The organism is Kitasatospora sp. NPDC057542 (assembly GCF_042801945.1).
Classification (GTDB): domain Bacteria; phylum Actinomycetota; class Actinomycetes; order Streptomycetales; family Streptomycetaceae; genus Kitasatospora.
Genome location: NZ_JBHVFE010000055.1, coordinates 13,003 through 29,469, shown reverse-complemented (window position 1 = coordinate 29,469; position 16,467 = coordinate 13,003). Strand labels below are relative to the sequence as shown.

The window sequence follows — 16,467 nt, the reverse complement described above, 5'->3', positions numbered from 1 at the left end:
GTTGCGCGTCGCTCCCGCGGGCTACTCCCAGCGGAAGAAGCGGGCGGCCGCGGCCAGGCCGAGCACCGACCAGCCGGCCAGGATGCCGAGGTCCGCCCACGGCACCCCGGCGCCGGCCTGGAGCACCGACCGCAGGCCGTCCGAGAGCGCGGAGATCGGCAGCAGCTCCAGCACCGACTGCACGGCGGAGGGGAACCTGCTCAGCGGCACGATCACCCCACCGGCGAGCAGCAGCAGGATGAACACCAGGTTGGCGCCGGCCAGGGTGGCCTCGGCCTTCAGGGTGCCGGCCATCAGCAGGCCGAGCCCGGAGAAGGCGGCGGTGCCGAGGACCAGCAGCGCGGCGACGGTCAGCGGGTTGCCGTGCGGGGACCAGCCGAGGGCCAGTGCGATCACCGACAGCAGCGCGACCTGCAGCGCCTCCGTCACCAGGACGCAGCCGGTCTTGGCGGTCAGCAGTGCCCAGCGCGGCAGCGGGCTGGCGCCGAGCCGCTTCAGCACGCCGTAGCGGCGCTCGAACCCGGTGGCGATGGCCTGGCCGGTGAAGGCGGTGGACATCACGGCCAGTGCGAGCAGGCCGGGGGCCAGGAAGTCGACCCGCTTGCCGGGGCCCTCGACCGCGACGATGTCCACGGCGGAGAACAGCACCAGCAGCACCGTCGGGATGACCACGGTGAGCAGCAGCTGCTCACCGTTGCGCAGCAGCATCCGGGTCTCGAACGCGGTCTGGGCGAGCAGCATCCGGCCGACGGGCGCCGCGCCGGGCCTGGGGGAGTAGTCGGTGGACACGGCGCTCACGCTCGGGGTCCCCTCACTTCGTTCGCTCACGAGCGCAGCTCCCGTCCGGTCAGGTCGAGGAAGATGTCCTCCAGGCTGCGGCGCTGGACGGACAGCCGTTCGGGCAGGATGCCGGAGGCCGCGCACCAGCCGGTGACGGCGGCCACCAGCTTCGGGTCGACGGGAGCCTCGACGAGGTAGCTGCCGGGGGCGGTCTCGGCGGCGGTGGCACCCTCGGGCAGCTCCTTGAGCAGCGGGCCGAGGTCGAGGCCGGGCGGGCCGTCGAAGCGCAGCGCGCTCTCGGCGCCGCCGCGGCACAGCTCCTCGGTGGTGCCGTCGGCGATCACCCTGCCGCGGTCGACGACGGCGACCCGGTCGGCGAGCTGCTCGGCCTCGTCCATGTGGTGGGTGGTGACGACCACGGTGACGCCGTCCCGGCGCAGGTCGCGTACCAGCTCCCAGGTGGCCCGGCGGGCCTGAGGGTCGAGGCCCGCGGTGGGCTCGTCCAGGAAGACCAGCTCCGGACGGCCGACCACCGCCATCGCCAGGGCGAGCCGCTGCTGCTGGCCACCGGACAGCCGCCGGTAGGTGGTGCGGCCGCAGGAGCCGAGGCCGAGGCGCTCGACCAGGGCGTCGACGTCCAGCGGACGGGCGTGCAGCCTGGCGGTGTGCCGCAGCATCTCGACGGCGCGCGCGCCCGCGTACACGCCGCCGGACTGCAGCATGACGCCGATCCTCGGCCGCAGCGCGGCGCTCTGGGCGACCGGGTCGAGGCCGAGGACGCGGACGGTGCCGGCGTCGGGGCGGCGGTAGCCCTCGCAGGTCTCGATGGTGGTGGTCTTGCCGGCGCCGTTGGGGCCGAGGACGGCGGTGATCGTGCCGGCCGGGATGGTGAGGTCGAGACCGTCCACCGCTAGCTTGTCGCCGTAGCGTTTGACCAGCCCGGCGATCCGGACCGCGGGTTCGGAGTGCATACCGGCGAGTGTAAGAGCGGCCGGACGCGCGGCCCTCCGGGCGGGGGGTATCGGCGGTCCGGCGGCCGCTCCCGCAGGCCAGGTAAGGCTTGCCTGCGTGACAGATGACACCGATGAGGCCTGGATCACGGCTTGTCCCGGCGGAAGTAATTACGCAACACTGGTGTTGTGAAAAACATGCGCGAGCACGCCCAGCAGCAGGAGGTCGAGTCGGCCTCCTCCTGTGACGTGCCCGTGACGGCGGCCGAGGTGCTGCTGGAGGGCCACCGGGCCACCCGGGACCGGGTCGCGCGGTCGATCCTGGACCACGGCCCCTCCTCCGCCGCCGACCTGGCGAGCCGGCTCGGCCTCACCGCCGCCGCCGTCCGCCGCCACCTCGACGGGCTGACCGCCACCGGCCTGGTCGAGTCCCGTGAACAGCGGGTCTACGGCAGCCGCGGCCGGGGCCGTCCGGCCAAGCTCTTCGGCCTCACCGACGCCGGCCGGGACGCCTTCTACCAGGCGTACGACCAGCTCGCGGCGGACGCCCTGCGCTGGATCGCGGACTCGGTCGGCGGCGGCAAGGCGGGCGAGGAGGCGGTTGCCGCCTTCGCCCGCGCCCGGTTCGGCAAGCAGGCCGAGAAGTACCTGGAGGCCCTGCGCCTGGCCGCCGCCGGGGAGCGCACCGAGGCGCTGGCCCAGGCGCTGAGCGCGGACGGGTACGCTGCCACGGTGCGGCGTGTCCCGTCGGCCGCGGCCAAGGCCCCCGCGGGCGCCCAGCTCTGCCAGCACCACTGCCCGGTCGCGCACATCGCCGAGCAGTTCCCGCAGATCTGCGAGGCGGAGACCGAGGTCTTCTCCCAGCTCCTGGGCACCCATGTGCAACGGCTGGCCACGATCGCCCACGGCGACGGGGTCTGCACCACCTATGTGCCGGCATCCGGTGCCGCATCGTCGTCCGCCCGGCTGCCTTCGGGCCGCGGCTCCGATGCAGCGCCGACTGCCGGTACGTCCACCGAAGATTCTGCGTCCGCGCGTTAGGAAGCTCGCATGACTGACACCGTTTCGCACCCGGAGCTCGAAGGCCTGGGCAATTACGAGTACGGCTGGGCCGACCCGGACACCGCCGGTGCCGCGGCCAAGCGCGGGCTCAGCGAGGAGGTCGTCCGCGACATCTCCGCGAAGAAGAACGAGTCCGAGTGGATGCTCAACCTGCGTCTCAAGGGCCTGAAGCTGTTCGGCAAGAAGCCCATGCCGACCTGGGGCTCCGACCTCACCGGTATCGACTTCGACAACATCAAGTACTTCGTCCGCTCCACCGAGAAGCAGGCCGAGTCCTGGGAGGACCTGCCGGCGGACATCAAGGCGACGTACGACAAGCTCGGGATCCCCGAGGCGGAGAAGCAGCGCCTGGTCGCCGGCGTCGCCGCGCAGTACGAGTCCGAGGTCGTCTACCACCAGATCCGCGAGGACCTGGAGGAGCAGGGCGTCATCTTCCTGGACACCGACACCGCGCTGCGCGAGCACCCGGAGCTGTTCAAGGAGTACTTCGGCACCGTGATCCCGGCCGGCGACAACAAGTTCGCCGCGCTGAACACCGCGGTGTGGTCCGGCGGCTCGTTCATCTACGTGCCGAAGGGCGTGCACGTGGACATCCCGCTGCAGGCCTACTTCCGGATCAACACCGAGAACATGGGCCAGTTCGAGCGGACGCTGATCATCGTCGACGAGGACGCCTACGTCCACTACGTCGAGGGCTGCACCGCCCCGATCTACTCCTCCGACTCGCTGCACTCGGCGGTCGTGGAGATCATCGTCAAGAAGGGCGGCCGCTGCCGCTACACGACCATCCAGAACTGGTCGAACAACGTCTACAACCTGGTCACCAAGCGCGCCGTGGCGTACGAGGGCGCGACCATGGAGTGGGTCGACGGCAACATCGGCTCCAAGGTCACCATGAAGTACCCGGCCGTCTACCTGATGGGCGAGCACGCCAAGGGCGAGACCCTGTCGATCGCCTTCGCGGGCGAGGGCCAGCACCAGGACGCCGGCGCCAAGATGGTGCACATGGCGCCGAACACCTCCTCGCACATCGTCTCCAAGTCGGTGGCGCGCGGCGGCGGCCGGACCTCCTACCGCGGCCTGATCGAGATCGGCGAGGGCTCGCACGGCGCCAAGTCCAACGTGCTGTGCGACGCGCTGCTGGTCGACACGATCTCCCGCTCGGACACCTACCCGTACGTGGACGTCCGCGAGGACGACGTGTCCATGGGCCACGAGGCGACCGTCTCCAAGGTCAGCGAGGACCAGCTGTTCTACCTGATGAGCCGTGGCCTGACCGAGACCGAGGCGATGGCGATGATCGTCCGCGGCTTCGTCGAGCCGATCGCGCGCGAGCTGCCGATGGAGTACGCGCTGGAGCTCAACCGGCTGATCGAGCTCCAGATGGAGGGCGCGGTCGGCTGACGCCCAGCCGCAGACCGCCCACCGACTTTTCGAGGAAGAGAGCACTACGACAGCCATGGCTGACGTCCAGAACACCACCGGCTCCACCACCGCCGGTTCGATCGAGGTCGGCACTGCCGGCGCGGGCGCGCAGCTCGCCGGCCCCGGCACCGGCCGCACCGCGGTCCAGCAGCCGATCGACGCGCGCGTCGCGGTCAAGCCGTCCTTCGACGTGAACGACTTCCCGGTGCCCAGCGGCCGCGAGGAGGACTGGCGGTTCACCCCGCTGCACCGCCTCGGGGGGCTGCACGACGGCACCGCCGCCGCCTCCGAGCGGGGCGAGGACAAGGTCGAGTTCTCCCTGCCGGACGGCGTCACCGCCGAGACCGTCGGCCGGGACGACGCCCGTCTGGGCAAGGCCGGCACGCCGGTCGACCGGGTCGCCGCGCAGGCGTTCAGCGCCTTCGAGCAGGCCCTGGTGGTCACCGTCCCCAAGGAGGCGGTGCTGGCCGAGCCGGTCAAGATCGACGTGCGCGGCGAGGGCGGGGTCCGCTTCGCCCACGTGGTGATCGACGTCAAGCCCTTCGCCGAGGCCGTCGTGGTGCTGAACCACGCGGGCACCGGCACCCGGGCCGCCAACGTCGAGCTGCTGGTCGGCGAGGGCGCCAAGCTCACCTTCGTGTCCGTGCAGGACTGGGAGCGCGACGCCGTCCACGTCGCCCAGCACAACGCGCTGGTCGGCCGGGACGCCTCGTTCAAGTCCGTGGTCGTCACCTTCGGCGGCGACCTGGTCCGCCTGCACCCGCGGGTCAACTACGCCGGCCCCGGCGGCGAGGCCGAGCTGTTCGGCCTCTACTTCGCCGACGCCGGCCAGCACCTCGAACACCGCCTGGTGATCGACCACGACACGCCGCACTGCCGGTCGAACGTGGCGTACAAGGGCGCGCTCCAGGGCCAGGATGCCCACGCGGTCTGGGTCGGCGACGTGCTGATCCGTGCCGCTGCGCTCGGCACCGACACCTACGAGCTCAACCGGAACCTGGTGCTCACCGACGGCGCCCGGGTCGACTCGATCCCGAACCTGGAGATCGAGACCGGCGAGATCGTCGGCGCCGGCCACGCCTCGGCGACCGGCCGCTTCGACGACGAGCAGCTGTTCTACCTGCAGGCCCGCGGCATCCCGGCCGACGAGGCCCGCCGCCTGGTGGTGCGCGGCTTCTTCGCCGAGCTGCTCCAGCAGATCGGCGTGGCCGAGGTCCAGGACCAGCTCATGGAGAAGATCGACGCCGAGCTGGAATCGGCGGTCTGAGCCCGATGACCTTCCTCCGTGCCTGCGCGCTGAGCGACCTCCAGGAGGACGTTCCGAAGCGTGTGGACCTCAATGGCGTGCCGGTCTCCGTCGTCCGCACCGACGAGGGGGTGTTCGCGATCAACGACACCTGCTCGCACGCGAACGTCTCGCTCTCCGAGGGCGAGGTCGAGGGCTGCATGATCGAGTGCTGGCTGCACGGCTCCAGCTTCGACCTGCGCACCGGCAAGCCCTCCGGCCTGCCCGCCACCAAGCCGGTCGCTGTCTACCCCGTAAAGATCGAAGGGGACGATGTGCTCGTCTCCGTCAACCAGGAGTCCTGAGTACACATGGCAACCCTTGAAATCCGCGACCTGCACGTCTCCGTGGAGGCCGAGAACGGCCCGCGCGAGATCCTGAAGGGTGTCGACCTGACCGTGAAGCAGGGCGAGACCCACGCCATCATGGGTCCGAACGGCTCCGGCAAGTCCACCCTGGCCTACTCGCTGGCCGGCCACCCCAAGTACACCGTCACCGGCGGCTCGGTGCTGCTGGACGGTGAGGACGTCCTGGAGATGTCCGTCGACGAGCGCGCCAAGGCCGGCGTCTTCCTGGCCATGCAGTACCCGGTCGAGGTCCCGGGCGTCTCGGTCAGCAACTTCCTGCGCACCGCCGCCACCGCCGTCCGCGGCGAGGCCCCGAAGCTGCGGCTGTGGGTGAAGGAGGTCAAGGAGGCGATGGCCGCCCTCCAGATGGACCCGGCCTTCGCCGAGCGCAACGTCAACGAGGGCTTCTCCGGCGGTGAGAAGAAGCGCCACGAGATCCTCCAGCTGGAGCTGCTCAAGCCGAAGATCGCGATCCTCGACGAGACCGACTCCGGCCTGGACGTCGACGCGCTGCGGATCGTCTCCGAGGGCATCAACCGGGTCCGTTCGACCGGCGAGGTCGGCACCCTGCTGGTGACCCACTACACCCGCATCCTGCGGTACATCAAGCCCGACTACGTCCACGTCTTCGCCGGCGGCCGCATCGTCGAGTCCGGCGGTGCCGAGCTGGCCGACAAGCTGGAGGACGAGGGCTACGAGGCGTATGTGAAGGGGGGCGCGTCCGAGTGACGCATCCGTTTGCGGGACTGCTCGACACCGACGCGATCCGCAAGGACTTCCCGGTCCTCCAGCGGCTGCTGCACGACGACAGGCCGCTGGTCTACCTGGACAACGCGGCCACCTCGCAGAAGCCGCGCCAGGTGCTGGAGGCCCTGAACGCCTACTACGAGCGGCACAACGCCAACGTCCACCGTGGCGTGCACGTGCTCGCCGAGGAGGCCACGGCGCTGTACGAGGGCGCCCGGGACAAGGTCGCGGCGTTCGTCAACGCGCCGAGCCGCAACGAGGTGATCTTCACGAAGAACGCCTCGGAGTCGCTCAACCTCGTGGCCAACATGCTCGGTTGGGCCGACGAGCCGTACCGGGTGGACGCCGACTCCGAGATCGTGATCACGGAGATGGAGCACCACTCCAACATCGTCCCGTGGCAGCTGCTGTCGCAGCGCACCGGTGCGAAGCTCAAGTGGTTCGGGCTGACCGACGAGGGCCGGCTCGACCTGTCGAACATCGACGAGCTGATCACCGAGAAGACCAAGGTGGTCTCCTTCACCCTGGTCTCCAACCTGCTGGGCACGGTCAACCCGGTCGAGGCGATCGTCCGCAAGGCCCAGTCGGTCGGCGCGCTGGTCGTCATCGACGCCTCGCAGGCCGCACCGCACATGGTGTTGGACGTGCAGGCGCTGGAGGCCGACTTCGTCGCCTTCACCGGCCACAAGATGCTGGCCCCGACCGGCATCGGTGTGCTCTGGGGCCGTCACGAGCTGCTGGAGGACCTCCCGCCGTTCCTCGGCGGCGGCGAGATGATCGAGACCGTCACCATGGGCTCGTCCACCTACGCCCCGGCGCCGCACAAGTTCGAGGCCGGCACCCCGCCGATCGCCCAGGCGGTCGGGCTCGGCGCGGCCATCGACTACCTCCAGGGCATCGGCATGGAGAAGATCGCGGCGCACGAGCACGCGATCACCGAGTACGCCGTCGAGCGGCTGCTGGAGGTCCCGGACCTGCGGATCATCGGCCCGCGCACGGCCGTGGACCGCGGCGCCGCGATCTCCTTCACCCTCGGTGACATCCACCCGCACGACGTGGGCCAGGTGCTGGACGAGCAGGGCATCGCCGTGCGCGTCGGCCACCACTGCGCGCGGCCGGTCTGCCTGCGGTACGGAATTCCGGCGACCACGCGGGCGTCGTTCTACCTGTACTCGACGCCGGGCGAGGTCGACGCGCTGATCGACGGCCTGCACCACGTCCGGAACTTCTTCGGCTGACGGGACGGGGCAGGACGACCATGAAGCTCGACTCGATGTACCAGGACATCATCCTGGACCACTACCGCAACCCGCACGGCAAGGGGCTGCGGGACGGCGACGCCGAGGTGCACCACGTCAACCCGACGTGCGGCGACGAGATCACCCTGCGGGTGAAGCTCGACGGCGCCACCGTCGCCGACGTCTCGTACGAGTCGCAGGGCTGTTCGATCAGCCAGGCGAGCGCCTCGGTGCTCAATGACCTGGTGGTCGGCAAGTCCGTGGGCGAGGCGCAGGCGGTCCAGGAGGCCTTCCTGGAGCTGATGCAGAGCCGGGGCCAGGGCGAGGGCGACGAGGAGGTGCTGGAGGACGCGGTCGCGTTCGCCGGCGTCTCCAAGTACCCGGCCCGGGTCAAGTGCGCCCTGCTCAGCTGGATGGCCTGGAAGGACGCCACCGTCCAGGCGCTCGCCCAGAACCCCGCCACGAACGACTGAATCCGCAGAGGAGGACAAGACCATGAGTGACGAGAGCACCACCGACGCCACGGCCTCCACCGCGGAGGAGCAGACCGGCGGCATCGCCGGCACCACCGCCGGCACGGTCTCGGTCGAGGACCTGACCGAGGCCCTGATGGACGTCGTCGACCCCGAACTGGGCATCGACGTCGTCAACCTGGGCCTGATCTACGGCGTCCACATCGACGAGTCCGACGTGGCCACCATCGACATGACGCTCACCTCGGCGGCCTGCCCGCTGACCGACGTCATCGAGGACCAGGCGAAGACCGCCACCGACGGCCTGGTGAAGGACCTGCGCATCAACTGGGTCTGGATGCCGCCGTGGGGCCCCGACAAGATCACCGATGACGGCCGCGAGCAGCTCCGCGCCCTCGGCTTCAACGTCTGAGGACGGTCCGTTCGTCAACCTGCTGCCGCGCAAACCTCTCCCTTCGAGCGAAAGGTTTGTGCGGCAGTGGTATATCTGCGACCGGGCGGCCAGGCTGGAGCCGCGACCTCGGAGGGAGCGACGTGATGGCTGTGGAAGCGATCGGACACTGGACGTTGCCCGACTCGGCGTACGCCATGTGGGTCCGCGGAGAGCTGGCCGGCTATCTGCGTCTGCCCGACGACGGCACGCGGGTCGAGGTCATCGGAGGGGAGTTCGTCGTGTCACCGGCGCCGGTCCACGCCCACGGGGGGATCCTGTCGGACATCCGGCGGGGCTTTGAACGTGCCTGGTTCACCGACCCCGATTTTCCGTGGCGGGCCGTACAGACCGTGAACCTGGACCTGGTCGAGATCGGCGACGGTTACATCCCCGACATGGTGGTCGTGCACCGGGACATCGATGCCGCGAAGCGCGCCGATGAGGCGCTGCACCTCCACCCGCACGAGATCGATCTCGTGGTCGAGGTCACCTCGTCCTCCAATGCCCGCTATGACCGCCGCCCGGTCTTCGGCAGGCAGGTCAGGTCCACCAAGTGGACCGGGTACGCCCGGGGCGGGGTGCCGTACTACCTGCTGGTGGACCGCGACCCGCGGCAGTCCGGCGTCACCCTGTTCGGGGAGCCGAACCGGGGGGAGGGGACGTACGAGGTGCTGGGCGAGTGGAAGTCCGGAGAGTCCGTCCGACTGCCGAAGCCGTTCGACGTCGAGATCGGCACCGACGCGTGGAAGCCCTGGAGCGCATAGATCGGTACGACGCCGCTGCCCGGGACTTCCGAAGGAGTCCCGGGCAGCGGTGTTCGTGCGTGGTCAGGCCTGTCGGGGCTTGCGGGCGACGGTGAGGGCGAGGGCGGCGCAGGCGAGGGCGGCGAGGGCGGCGAAGCCGCTGACGGAGGGGAGGAGGCCGTAGCGCTGGGCGAGGGCGCCGAGGGCGATGATGGGGGCGGAGCTGCCGAGGTAGACGATGATCCAGAGGGCGCTCAGTTCAGAGCCCCGGCGTTCCGGGTCCATGGCGGCGACGGCGGTGGTGAACAGGGAGCGGAAGGCCACGCCCTGGCAGATGCCGCCGAGGACGCTGCCGATGAAGAGCAACGCCGGGGTGCCGGTGTACCCGGCGGCGACGACCAGGCCGAGGCCCGTGGCCAGGCCGGTCATGCCGAGGGCGGTCACCACGCGGTCCGAGGTCGGCGGGACGATCAGCTGGGTGGCGGCCGAGGAGCCGAGCAGGAGGGCGGCCACGATCGCGCCGACCAGCTTGGAGTCGGTGTGCAGCAGCTTGGCGGCGAAGGCCGGGGCCAGGCTGAGGTAGACACCGAACACCGCGTAGGAGATGAACCCGGCCGTGGCGGCGAGCAGGAACTCGCGGCGGCCGGTGCGCGGCAGCCGCAGGCGCTGCGGGCGCAGGTGGGCCGGGGTGGTGATGCGGGGCGGCGAGGCCGGCGGGCGGTTGCGGCCGGGCATCCGGGGGTGCACCAGGGCGAGCGGCAGGCAGAGTGCGAGCAGGGCGATGGCGTGCAGCAGGAAGGGCGTCAGCAGCGGATCCGAGCCGCCGGCCAGCAGGGCGCCGACCACCGGGCCGAGTGCGACGCCACCCGCGGAACAGGCGAGGGTGATCTTGGGAGCCAGGGCCGGGTGGTCAGGCAGCAGGTCGCCGAGGGCGGCTCCGGCGGCGCCGGTGGACAGACCGACGGCGATGCCCTGGACGGCCCGGCCGGCGGCGAGCTGCCAGAAGCTGCCGGAGGTGGCGAACACGACGTCGCCGACGGTGGACAGCGCGACGGCGGGCAGGATCAGGGCGCGTCGGCCGAGGTGGTCGGACCAGTGGCCGACCACGGCCAGCACCGGGACCAGCGCGAACACGTAGATCGCGAAGAGGACGGTGGTGTCGAGCGCGGTGAGGTGCAGCCGCTGCTGGAGGAGCGAGTAGATCGGCGTCGCGAGGTTGGCGCCGATCAGCATCAGCAGCAGGGCGGCGGCCACCAGGCCGACGCGGACGCCGCGCAGCGCGTTCCAGCGGCTGATCGCGGCGAGCTGGAGCTGGGCGCGGGGCGCGAGCTCCAGGGGAAGCAGGGCCTCCGACAGTCGGCGTCCGTCGAGCTGCGCGGTGCGCAGGCCGGAGCCGGCGGGGGAGAGGTCCGCCATGGCAGGGGTCTCCTGTGGCCGGGCACCACCGGGGTCGGCGGGGTGTGCCGGCGCGCCCGTCCGGAGGCGCTGTGGTGGTGGCCGCGGTTACGGGCTCCCTGGTGGGGCGAGGTGAGCTGAAGAAGAGGGGCTTCGTTGCCCGGTGGCCCGTACGGGGTGTGCACGGTGCCACTAGCTCGAAGGATAAAGGGTGGGTGCACGGAGGCGGCGCGCGCCCCTGTGTGCGCTCCCAGAGGCCGGGCATCGGGGGTGCCCGGCCTATACGCTGAGTAGGTAGATCGAGTACGCGGAGCTGTTCGAGCTGACCGCTGGCTGAGGGAGTGCACACGACGATGGCCGGACGACGTCGGAAGAACACGGGAGCTTCGGCGGATGAGGGCACGGCCGAGACCGTGCTGCCCGCCGACCTGGAGCTCCAGGACCTCTACGGGGCGTTTGCCGCGCACGGGCTGGATGACGAGGACCTGGACGACGCGGCCGTCCTGGTCCCGCCGGTGAAGCTGCCCGCCGAGCGCGAACTGGCGGAGCAGGCGAAGGCCGTACCGATGTTCGGGTACGCGCTGACGCTGGCTCGCTGGGCCGCCCCGCACCGGGCGGTGGACGAGTTCGGCGACCTGGTCGAGGAGGACCGGGCCCCCGCGGCCCGGCTGCTGGGCCTGGCGCCGGCCGAGGGCGAGGTGCCCGAGGAGGCCGAGGTCGAGGCGCTGCGGGCCTGGTCGCTGGCCTGCGACCTGGACCTGGTGGAGCTCGGCACGACCGCGGAGGGCGAGCACGTCGCGGTTCCGGGCCCGGACCTGGAGCCCGCCGAGCAGGGCGACCCGGAGACCGTCCTGGAGCTGTGGCTGACCGCCGCCGGGATCGTCCGGGAGCTGGCCGTCGAGGCGGACTCGGTCCCGGAGGAGGCCGAGGCCGAGCGGGAGCCGGCCGGGGACGGCGAGGAGGACGAGGACGGGCTCTCCGAGGTCGAGGAGGCCCGTGACGAGGCCGCCGAGCTGCTGGACGAGGCCCTGCAGGTGCTCTACGAGACCACCGCCTTCGCCGAGCCGGGCAACGAGACCGTGCCGCTGGGCGTGCTGGCCGCGCTGCTGGTGGTCCCGGAGGGCGAGGAGCCGAGCGAGGAGCTGCTCGGCGACATCACGGACGTGATGGTCGCGCTGGACCCGATGCTGGGCGACCTCGCCGAGCTCGGTCTGCTGGACTACCGCCCGATCGACCCCGAGCTGTTCGACGAGGAGGACGGCGAGGAGCCCGCCGTGGTCGGCGAGGAGCCGCTGGGCGAGGAGGAGTCGGCCCGATTCGGGCTGGTCCGGCTCACCCCGCTCGGCCAGTACGGCATCCGGCAGTGGCTGCTGGAGGACGGCTACGACGCGCCGCTGGTCGGCGACCTGGCCAAGGGGGACGCGGCCGAGCTGCTGCGCGGGGTGTGCGAGTCGGCCAACGTGCTGCCGGAGGAGGAGCTGCGGGTGTGGACCGCGGGCCGGGAGCCGGTGGCGGCGGCGCGTGAGCTGCTCGCGGCGGCGCGCGGCACCGACGGCTACGGCCCGCTGCGCCGGATGCTCTGCGTCTCGGCGCTCAACCTGCTCGGGCCGGACGCGGCGCCGGCGGTCCGGGAAGTCATGGACGACCCCGAGCTGGGCGGCGCGGCGCGGGCCTGGCTGGCCGCGCAGGGGGCGACGGACGTGCCGGTGCCGGACCGGGCGATGGCGCTGTGGACGGTGGTCGACACGTTCGCCGCCCAGCTGCTGGACAGCGGCGGGGACGCCGAGCTGCTGCGCGAACTGATCACCGACCTGCCGGTGAACGGCGATCCGGCCGGGTGGTTCGGCGAGCTGTGGCGGGTCGACCACCCGTACACGGCGGACGTCCTGGAGGCGATCGGGGAGCTGCACCCGGACCGGGCGGTGGCCAAGGAGGCGCGCAAGGCGGCCTTCAAGGCGCGCTCCCGGAACTGAACCGGCAAGGCGGGCTCCACACCTCAGGGCAGGTCCAGCGAGCCGTCCTCGGTGAAGGGGAAGAACGGGTTGTGGGCCAGCTCCCAGAGGTGGCCGTCCGGGTCCTCGAAGTAGCCGGAGTAGCCGCCCCAGTCGGTCGGGACCGGAGGCTTGACCACCACGGCGCCGGCCTCGACCGCCGTCCGCAGCGCGGCGTCCACCAGCGCGGGGGACTCCAGGTTCACCGCGAGGGTGACGCCGCGGAAGGAGGGCTCGCCGGTGGAGGGCACGCCTGCGTCGGCGGCCAGCTCCTCGGTGGGGAAGAGGCCGAGCGCCGAGTCGGCGGTGCGGAACCAGACGATCTCCGGGCTGGAGGCGGCGGACCGCTTCCAGCCGAGCGCCTCGTAGAAGCGGGCGCTGCGGTCGAGGTCGGTCACCCCGAGGGTGACGATGCTGATCCGGGCGGGGAAGGTGCCCTGCGCGGTCCGGTCCTGTGCTGTGTGGTTCTGTGCTGTCATGCCGCCAGGTTAGGGAGGGCGGCTGACAACCGGGTGTCCTGACACGACCACCGCCCCCGTCCGGAGGCGGAGCTGATGACCCGGCAGCTGCGGGCACGTAAGGTGGCGTCGGCGGTGCGGGTGCGAGGACTCGGGGGTGCGGCACAGGATGATGCGGGAGAGCGGCGGCAGGCACCAGAAGCGGAACGCCGGGTCCTCGGGGTCCGCCCCGGCTCCGGACCGTCGGGTCCGGGAGGACCGTTTCGCCGGTCGGACCGCGGACCGGCCACTGGACCGGTCGGCCGACCAGCCCGCCGACCGATTCGCCGACCGGTTCGCCGACCAGGAGGAGTTCTCCCGCCGGACCCTGGCGGCGGCCGATTTCCCGGTGTACGGCGTGGTCGTCTCCCGGGCCATCGCGGGCGAGGCGCCGACCGGTGGGGCGCCGGCCGGTGAGGCACTGGCCGCCTTCGAGACCTCCGGCGGCGAGCTGCGCTGGGTCGAGGTCCAGTGCGGTGACTGGCGCTCGGCGGCCGGCCCGTACGTGACCGTGCGCACCTACCGGCCGGGGGCCGAGCGGGGCGAGCAGCTGCCCGAGCTGGAGGACCTGGTCGAGGACGAACGGGACCGCGTCTACGAGCAGTTGGGCGTCGACGAGGGCGACGGGCCGGGCCGGGTGCGGGCGTTGCGCGTGTGGATCACGGTCGACGGCGAGCCCTGCGCGGTGGAGGTGCACGAGGACCGGCCGGTGCCGGAGCCCGGCGCCCCGGCGTCGGGCGGGCCGGAGCCGGTGTGGGCCGGGCGGCTGCGGGTCGGCGGGCTGACCGTGACGGTGTGCGGGCGCGGGGTGGCCCCCGGCGTGGTGGAGCTCGGCTCGATCGGCGACTTCGAGCGCTGCCTGCGCGGGCGCACCGAACTGCTGCGCGACCTGGCCGCCCGGCGGGCCCGCCACGTGCCGGTCGAGGAGCGCGAACTGCCGCCCGCCGTCGGGATGGAGGCGCACCGGGCGCTGATCGCGCAGACCGTCGCCGAGTCCGCCGCGATCGAGGCGCAGGTGCGGGTCGGGCGCACGCCGAGGCTGCCGCGCGGGCTGCGCGGGGAGGTCGGCGCGGTGCGCTGGGAGGCGGCGGTGCGCCAGCAGATGCGGCTGGCCACCGAGACCCGGGATGAGGCCGTGGCGGCGGTGACCTCGATGGTGAACCACCTCAACCGGCTGTCCCAGCAGACGCATTGGCTGGTCGGCACGGCGGAGGGCGAGGCGGCCGTCGAGGAGGTCGTCCGGTACACGGTGTTCGCGAGCGAGGTGGCGAGCCTGCCGGCGCAGCGGGCCTGGGCGCAGCTGTGGCGGGAGCGGCCGGGCGGCGGCGGGGCGGGGGTCTGGGAGGAGCAGCGGCTGGCCGAGCAGCTGTGGCTGTCGGCCTGGGAGCAGTGGCGGGCGGCGCGGCGCTGACACGGCCTGTTCGTTCCGACCGGGCACGCGTAAAGCAGAGGTCATGCGATGGTCATCGGTCGGCAAATGGCCGCCTGGGTGTGAGGTGGACGTCATGCCGGGTTCACCCGTCCGGCGGAGCCTGCTGGGCGTCGGCATCCCGCACCGACGCCCCCGCTCATCCTCAGGAGTTGCTGCCATGTCGCTGTCCCGCCGGGACTTCGTCAACCGTTCCACCCTCGTCGGGGCCGGCGTGCTGATCGCCGGCAGCGCCGAGGCGCTGGCCAGCGCCCCGGGCGCGATCGCCGCCCCGGTCGGCGGCGAGGCCCCGGTGGCCGCGGCCACCGGGACCAACTCGGCCGCCGGCACCGCCATCGGCTACGGCCCGCTGGTCCAGGACCCGGCCGGTCTGCTGTCCCTGCCGAAGGGCTTCTCGTACAAGGTCCTCAACCGGGCCGGCGTCACCAAGCTGCGCACCGGCGAGTTCACCCCGAGCAACCACGACGGCACCTCCGCCTTCGAGGACGAGCGCGGCGGCAACCTGATGGTTGTCAACCACGAGCTGGCCGGCGCCCGCGCCAACTGGCCGCACCCGGTGCCGCTGACCGAGGGCCACGTCTACGACCCGGGTGCGGCCGGCGGCTGCACCATCGTGCACGCCAAGCGGGACGGCTCGGTCGAGCAGTGGGTCGGCATCGCCGGCACCGCCACCAACTGCGCCGGCGGCGTGACTCCGTGGGGCACCTGGCTGTCCGGTGAGGAGACCGAGGACAAGGCCGGCAAGAACGGCTTCACCAAGGACCACGGCTACGTCTTCGAGGTCGACCCGTTCGACGACGACTACAACCGCGACCCGCAGCCGATCAAGGCCTTCGGCCGCTACGCGCACGAGGCCGTCGTGGTGGACCCGAAGCGCGGCCACGTCTACCTGACCGAGGACGCCTCGAACCCGAACGGCCTGCTGTTCCGCTGGACCCCGCCGGCCGGCTTCAAGCACGGCCGCTACAAGCTGCGCGAGCTCGCCGCCGACGCCGGTGTGCTGGAGGCCTTCAAGGTCTTCGACGCGCAGGGCAAGTTCATCGACGACCTGTCCCGCGCCACCAAGGTCGGCACCACCTACGGCGTGGACTGGGTCAAGGTCCAGGACCGCGACGCCAGGACCGTCTCGGTGCGCAAGCAGTTCAAGGACGGCGAGGTCACCCGCGCCCGCAAGCTGGAGGGCATGTGGTGGGGTGACGGCGGCTTCTACTTCGTCTCCAGCTACGCCCGTTCGGAGAGCCCGCTCCAGCACGACGGCCAGGTCTGGTTCTACAACCCGAACCGCCGCACCATCACCCTGAAGGTACTGCTGGGCGTCAACAACGACGCCTGGGGCGACCACGACAACTTCGACGGCCCGGACAACATCACCGTCTCGCCGTACGGCGGCATCGTGATCGCCGAGGACGGCGAGGGCATCTCGCACCTGTTCGGCGCCACCGAGGACGGCCTGGTCTTCCCGATCGCCCGCAACGAGCTGAACATCGGCACCGCCGAGAAGCCCGAGTTCAGCGAGTTCACCGGGGTGACCTTCTCGGACGACGGCAAGACCCTGTTCGCCAACATCCAGACCCCGGGCATCCAGCTGGCCATCAGCGGCCCGTGGCGCCGGCTGAACGAGCACAAGCGCGGCCAGGGCTACGGCGCGTGACGACCGGTCAGGCCTGAACGG

At 71.8% G+C, this 16,467-nt stretch carries 16 protein-coding genes; 12 read left to right on the top strand and 4 right to left on the bottom strand.

Annotated features, from left to right (window positions below; all coding sequences use genetic code 11):
* Positions 1-21: 21 nt before the first annotated feature.
* Both ACFU7Y_RS10250 and ACFU7Y_RS10245 read right to left on the bottom strand, forming a co-directional pair.
* Entirely contained in the window at positions 22-741 is a 720-nt protein-coding gene (locus ACFU7Y_RS10250; protein ID WP_224280622.1) for an ABC transporter permease, read from the bottom strand.
* Positions 742-824: 83 nt separating this feature from the next.
* Positions 825-1,751 (bottom strand): ABC transporter ATP-binding protein, encoded by a 927-nt coding sequence (locus ACFU7Y_RS10245; protein ID WP_380767312.1) that lies wholly within the window; start codon positions 1,749-1,751, stop codon positions 825-827.
* A 168-nt stretch (positions 1,752-1,919) separates the two neighbouring features.
* On the opposite strand from ACFU7Y_RS10245, the gene ACFU7Y_RS10240 reads away from it, so the two are divergent.
* The 9 genes from ACFU7Y_RS10240 to ACFU7Y_RS10200 all read left to right on the top strand — a co-directional run bounded on the left by ACFU7Y_RS10240 (position 1,920) and on the right by ACFU7Y_RS10200 (position 9,504).
* Positions 1,920-2,771, top strand: a complete 852-nt coding sequence (locus tag ACFU7Y_RS10240) for a helix-turn-helix transcriptional regulator (RefSeq protein WP_380767310.1) — start codon at positions 1,920-1,922, stop codon at positions 2,769-2,771.
* 9 nt (positions 2,772-2,780) lie between these two features.
* Positions 2,781-4,196 carry a Fe-S cluster assembly protein SufB gene (gene sufB, locus ACFU7Y_RS10235; protein WP_224280617.1) on the top strand — a complete coding sequence of 472 codons (1,416 nt, stop codon included), beginning with the start codon at positions 2,781-2,783 and terminating at the stop codon, positions 4,194-4,196.
* Between the two features lie 55 nt (positions 4,197-4,251).
* Positions 4,252-5,484 carry a Fe-S cluster assembly protein SufD gene (sufD, locus tag ACFU7Y_RS10230; protein ID WP_224280616.1) on the top strand — a complete coding sequence of 411 codons (1,233 nt, stop codon included), beginning with the start codon at positions 4,252-4,254 and terminating at the stop codon, positions 5,482-5,484.
* Positions 5,485-5,489: 5 nt separating this feature from the next.
* Entirely contained in the window at positions 5,490-5,807 is a 318-nt protein-coding gene (locus ACFU7Y_RS10225) for a bifunctional 3-phenylpropionate/cinnamic acid dioxygenase ferredoxin subunit (RefSeq protein ID WP_224280615.1), read from the top strand.
* Positions 5,808-5,813: 6 nt separating this feature from the next.
* The gene (gene sufC / locus ACFU7Y_RS10220) at positions 5,814-6,578 is read left to right on the top strand and encodes a Fe-S cluster assembly ATPase SufC (protein WP_224280614.1); all 765 of its coding nucleotides are present in this window, start codon (positions 5,814-5,816) and stop codon (positions 6,576-6,578) included.
* Positions 6,575-7,834 carry a cysteine desulfurase gene (locus ACFU7Y_RS10215; RefSeq protein ID WP_224280613.1) on the top strand — a complete coding sequence of 420 codons (1,260 nt, stop codon included), beginning with the start codon at positions 6,575-6,577 and terminating at the stop codon, positions 7,832-7,834. Before sufC ends, ACFU7Y_RS10215 begins: the two co-directional genes overlap by 4 nt.
* 20 nt (positions 7,835-7,854) lie before the next feature.
* A complete protein-coding gene (sufU, locus tag ACFU7Y_RS10210) occupies positions 7,855-8,307 on the top strand; it encodes a Fe-S cluster assembly sulfur transfer protein SufU (RefSeq protein ID WP_224280612.1) in 453 nt (150 codons plus the stop codon).
* A gap of 22 nt (positions 8,308-8,329) precedes the next feature.
* Positions 8,330-8,719 (top strand): metal-sulfur cluster assembly factor, encoded by a 390-nt coding sequence (locus ACFU7Y_RS10205; RefSeq protein WP_380767306.1) that lies wholly within the window; start codon positions 8,330-8,332, stop codon positions 8,717-8,719.
* A gap of 125 nt (positions 8,720-8,844) precedes the next feature.
* Positions 8,845-9,504, top strand: a complete 660-nt coding sequence (locus tag ACFU7Y_RS10200) for a Uma2 family endonuclease (protein WP_380767304.1) — start codon at positions 8,845-8,847, stop codon at positions 9,502-9,504.
* A 63-nt stretch (positions 9,505-9,567) separates the two neighbouring features.
* Here the strand turns inward: ACFU7Y_RS10200 and ACFU7Y_RS10195 are convergent, their stop codons facing one another.
* Positions 9,568-10,899, bottom strand: coding sequence for an MFS transporter (locus ACFU7Y_RS10195; RefSeq protein WP_224280609.1), 1,332 nt, complete (start codon positions 10,897-10,899; stop codon positions 9,568-9,570).
* 332 nt (positions 10,900-11,231) lie between these two features.
* Here ACFU7Y_RS10195 and ACFU7Y_RS10190 point away from each other — a divergent pair, with 332 nt between their 5' ends.
* Complete coding sequence (locus ACFU7Y_RS10190; RefSeq protein WP_224280608.1) at positions 11,232-12,851, top strand: hypothetical protein; 1,620 nt, start codon at positions 11,232-11,234, stop codon at positions 12,849-12,851.
* Positions 12,852-12,874: 23 nt separating this feature from the next.
* Here the strand turns inward: ACFU7Y_RS10190 and ACFU7Y_RS10185 are convergent, their stop codons facing one another.
* Positions 12,875-13,348: a VOC family protein gene (locus ACFU7Y_RS10185; RefSeq protein ID WP_224280607.1), complete on the bottom strand. Its 474-nt coding sequence runs from the start codon at positions 13,346-13,348 to the stop codon at positions 12,875-12,877.
* A 136-nt stretch (positions 13,349-13,484) separates the two neighbouring features.
* Between ACFU7Y_RS10185 and ACFU7Y_RS10180 the strand changes: the two genes are divergently transcribed.
* Together ACFU7Y_RS10180 and ACFU7Y_RS10175 are read left to right on the top strand one after the other, a co-directional pair.
* The gene (locus ACFU7Y_RS10180) at positions 13,485-14,777 is read left to right on the top strand and encodes a hypothetical protein (protein ID WP_380767301.1); all 1,293 of its coding nucleotides are present in this window, start codon (positions 13,485-13,487) and stop codon (positions 14,775-14,777) included.
* A gap of 178 nt (positions 14,778-14,955) precedes the next feature.
* Positions 14,956-16,446 carry an alkaline phosphatase PhoX gene (locus ACFU7Y_RS10175; protein WP_380767299.1) on the top strand — a complete coding sequence of 497 codons (1,491 nt, stop codon included), beginning with the start codon at positions 14,956-14,958 and terminating at the stop codon, positions 16,444-16,446.
* The last annotated feature ends 21 nt before the right edge of the window (positions 16,447-16,467 follow it).

Coding starts and splice junctions, on each gene's coding strand:
- ACFU7Y_RS10245 (WP_380767312.1), bottom strand. CDS start 1,751: ATGCACTCCGAACCCGCGGTCCGGATCGCCGGGCTGGTCAAACGCTAC.
- ACFU7Y_RS10190 (WP_224280608.1), top strand. CDS start 11,232: ATGGCCGGACGACGTCGGAAGAACACGGGAGCTTCGGCGGATGAGGGC.
- sufD (WP_224280616.1), top strand. CDS start 4,252: ATGGCTGACGTCCAGAACACCACCGGCTCCACCACCGCCGGTTCGATC.
- ACFU7Y_RS10225 (WP_224280615.1), top strand. CDS start 5,490: ATGACCTTCCTCCGTGCCTGCGCGCTGAGCGACCTCCAGGAGGACGTT.
- ACFU7Y_RS10185 (WP_224280607.1), bottom strand. CDS start 13,348: ATGACAGCACAGAACCACACAGCACAGGACCGGACCGCGCAGGGCACC.
- ACFU7Y_RS10175 (WP_380767299.1), top strand. CDS start 14,956: ATGTCGCTGTCCCGCCGGGACTTCGTCAACCGTTCCACCCTCGTCGGG.
- sufB (WP_224280617.1), top strand. CDS start 2,781: ATGACTGACACCGTTTCGCACCCGGAGCTCGAAGGCCTGGGCAATTAC.
- ACFU7Y_RS10205 (WP_380767306.1), top strand. CDS start 8,330: ATGAGTGACGAGAGCACCACCGACGCCACGGCCTCCACCGCGGAGGAG.
- ACFU7Y_RS10250 (WP_224280622.1), bottom strand. CDS start 741: ATGCTGCTCGCCCAGACCGCGTTCGAGACCCGGATGCTGCTGCGCAAC.
- ACFU7Y_RS10200 (WP_380767304.1), top strand. CDS start 8,845: ATGGCTGTGGAAGCGATCGGACACTGGACGTTGCCCGACTCGGCGTAC.
- sufC (WP_224280614.1), top strand. CDS start 5,814: ATGGCAACCCTTGAAATCCGCGACCTGCACGTCTCCGTGGAGGCCGAG.
- sufU (WP_224280612.1), top strand. CDS start 7,855: ATGAAGCTCGACTCGATGTACCAGGACATCATCCTGGACCACTACCGC.
- ACFU7Y_RS10195 (WP_224280609.1), bottom strand. CDS start 10,899: ATGGCGGACCTCTCCCCCGCCGGCTCCGGCCTGCGCACCGCGCAGCTC.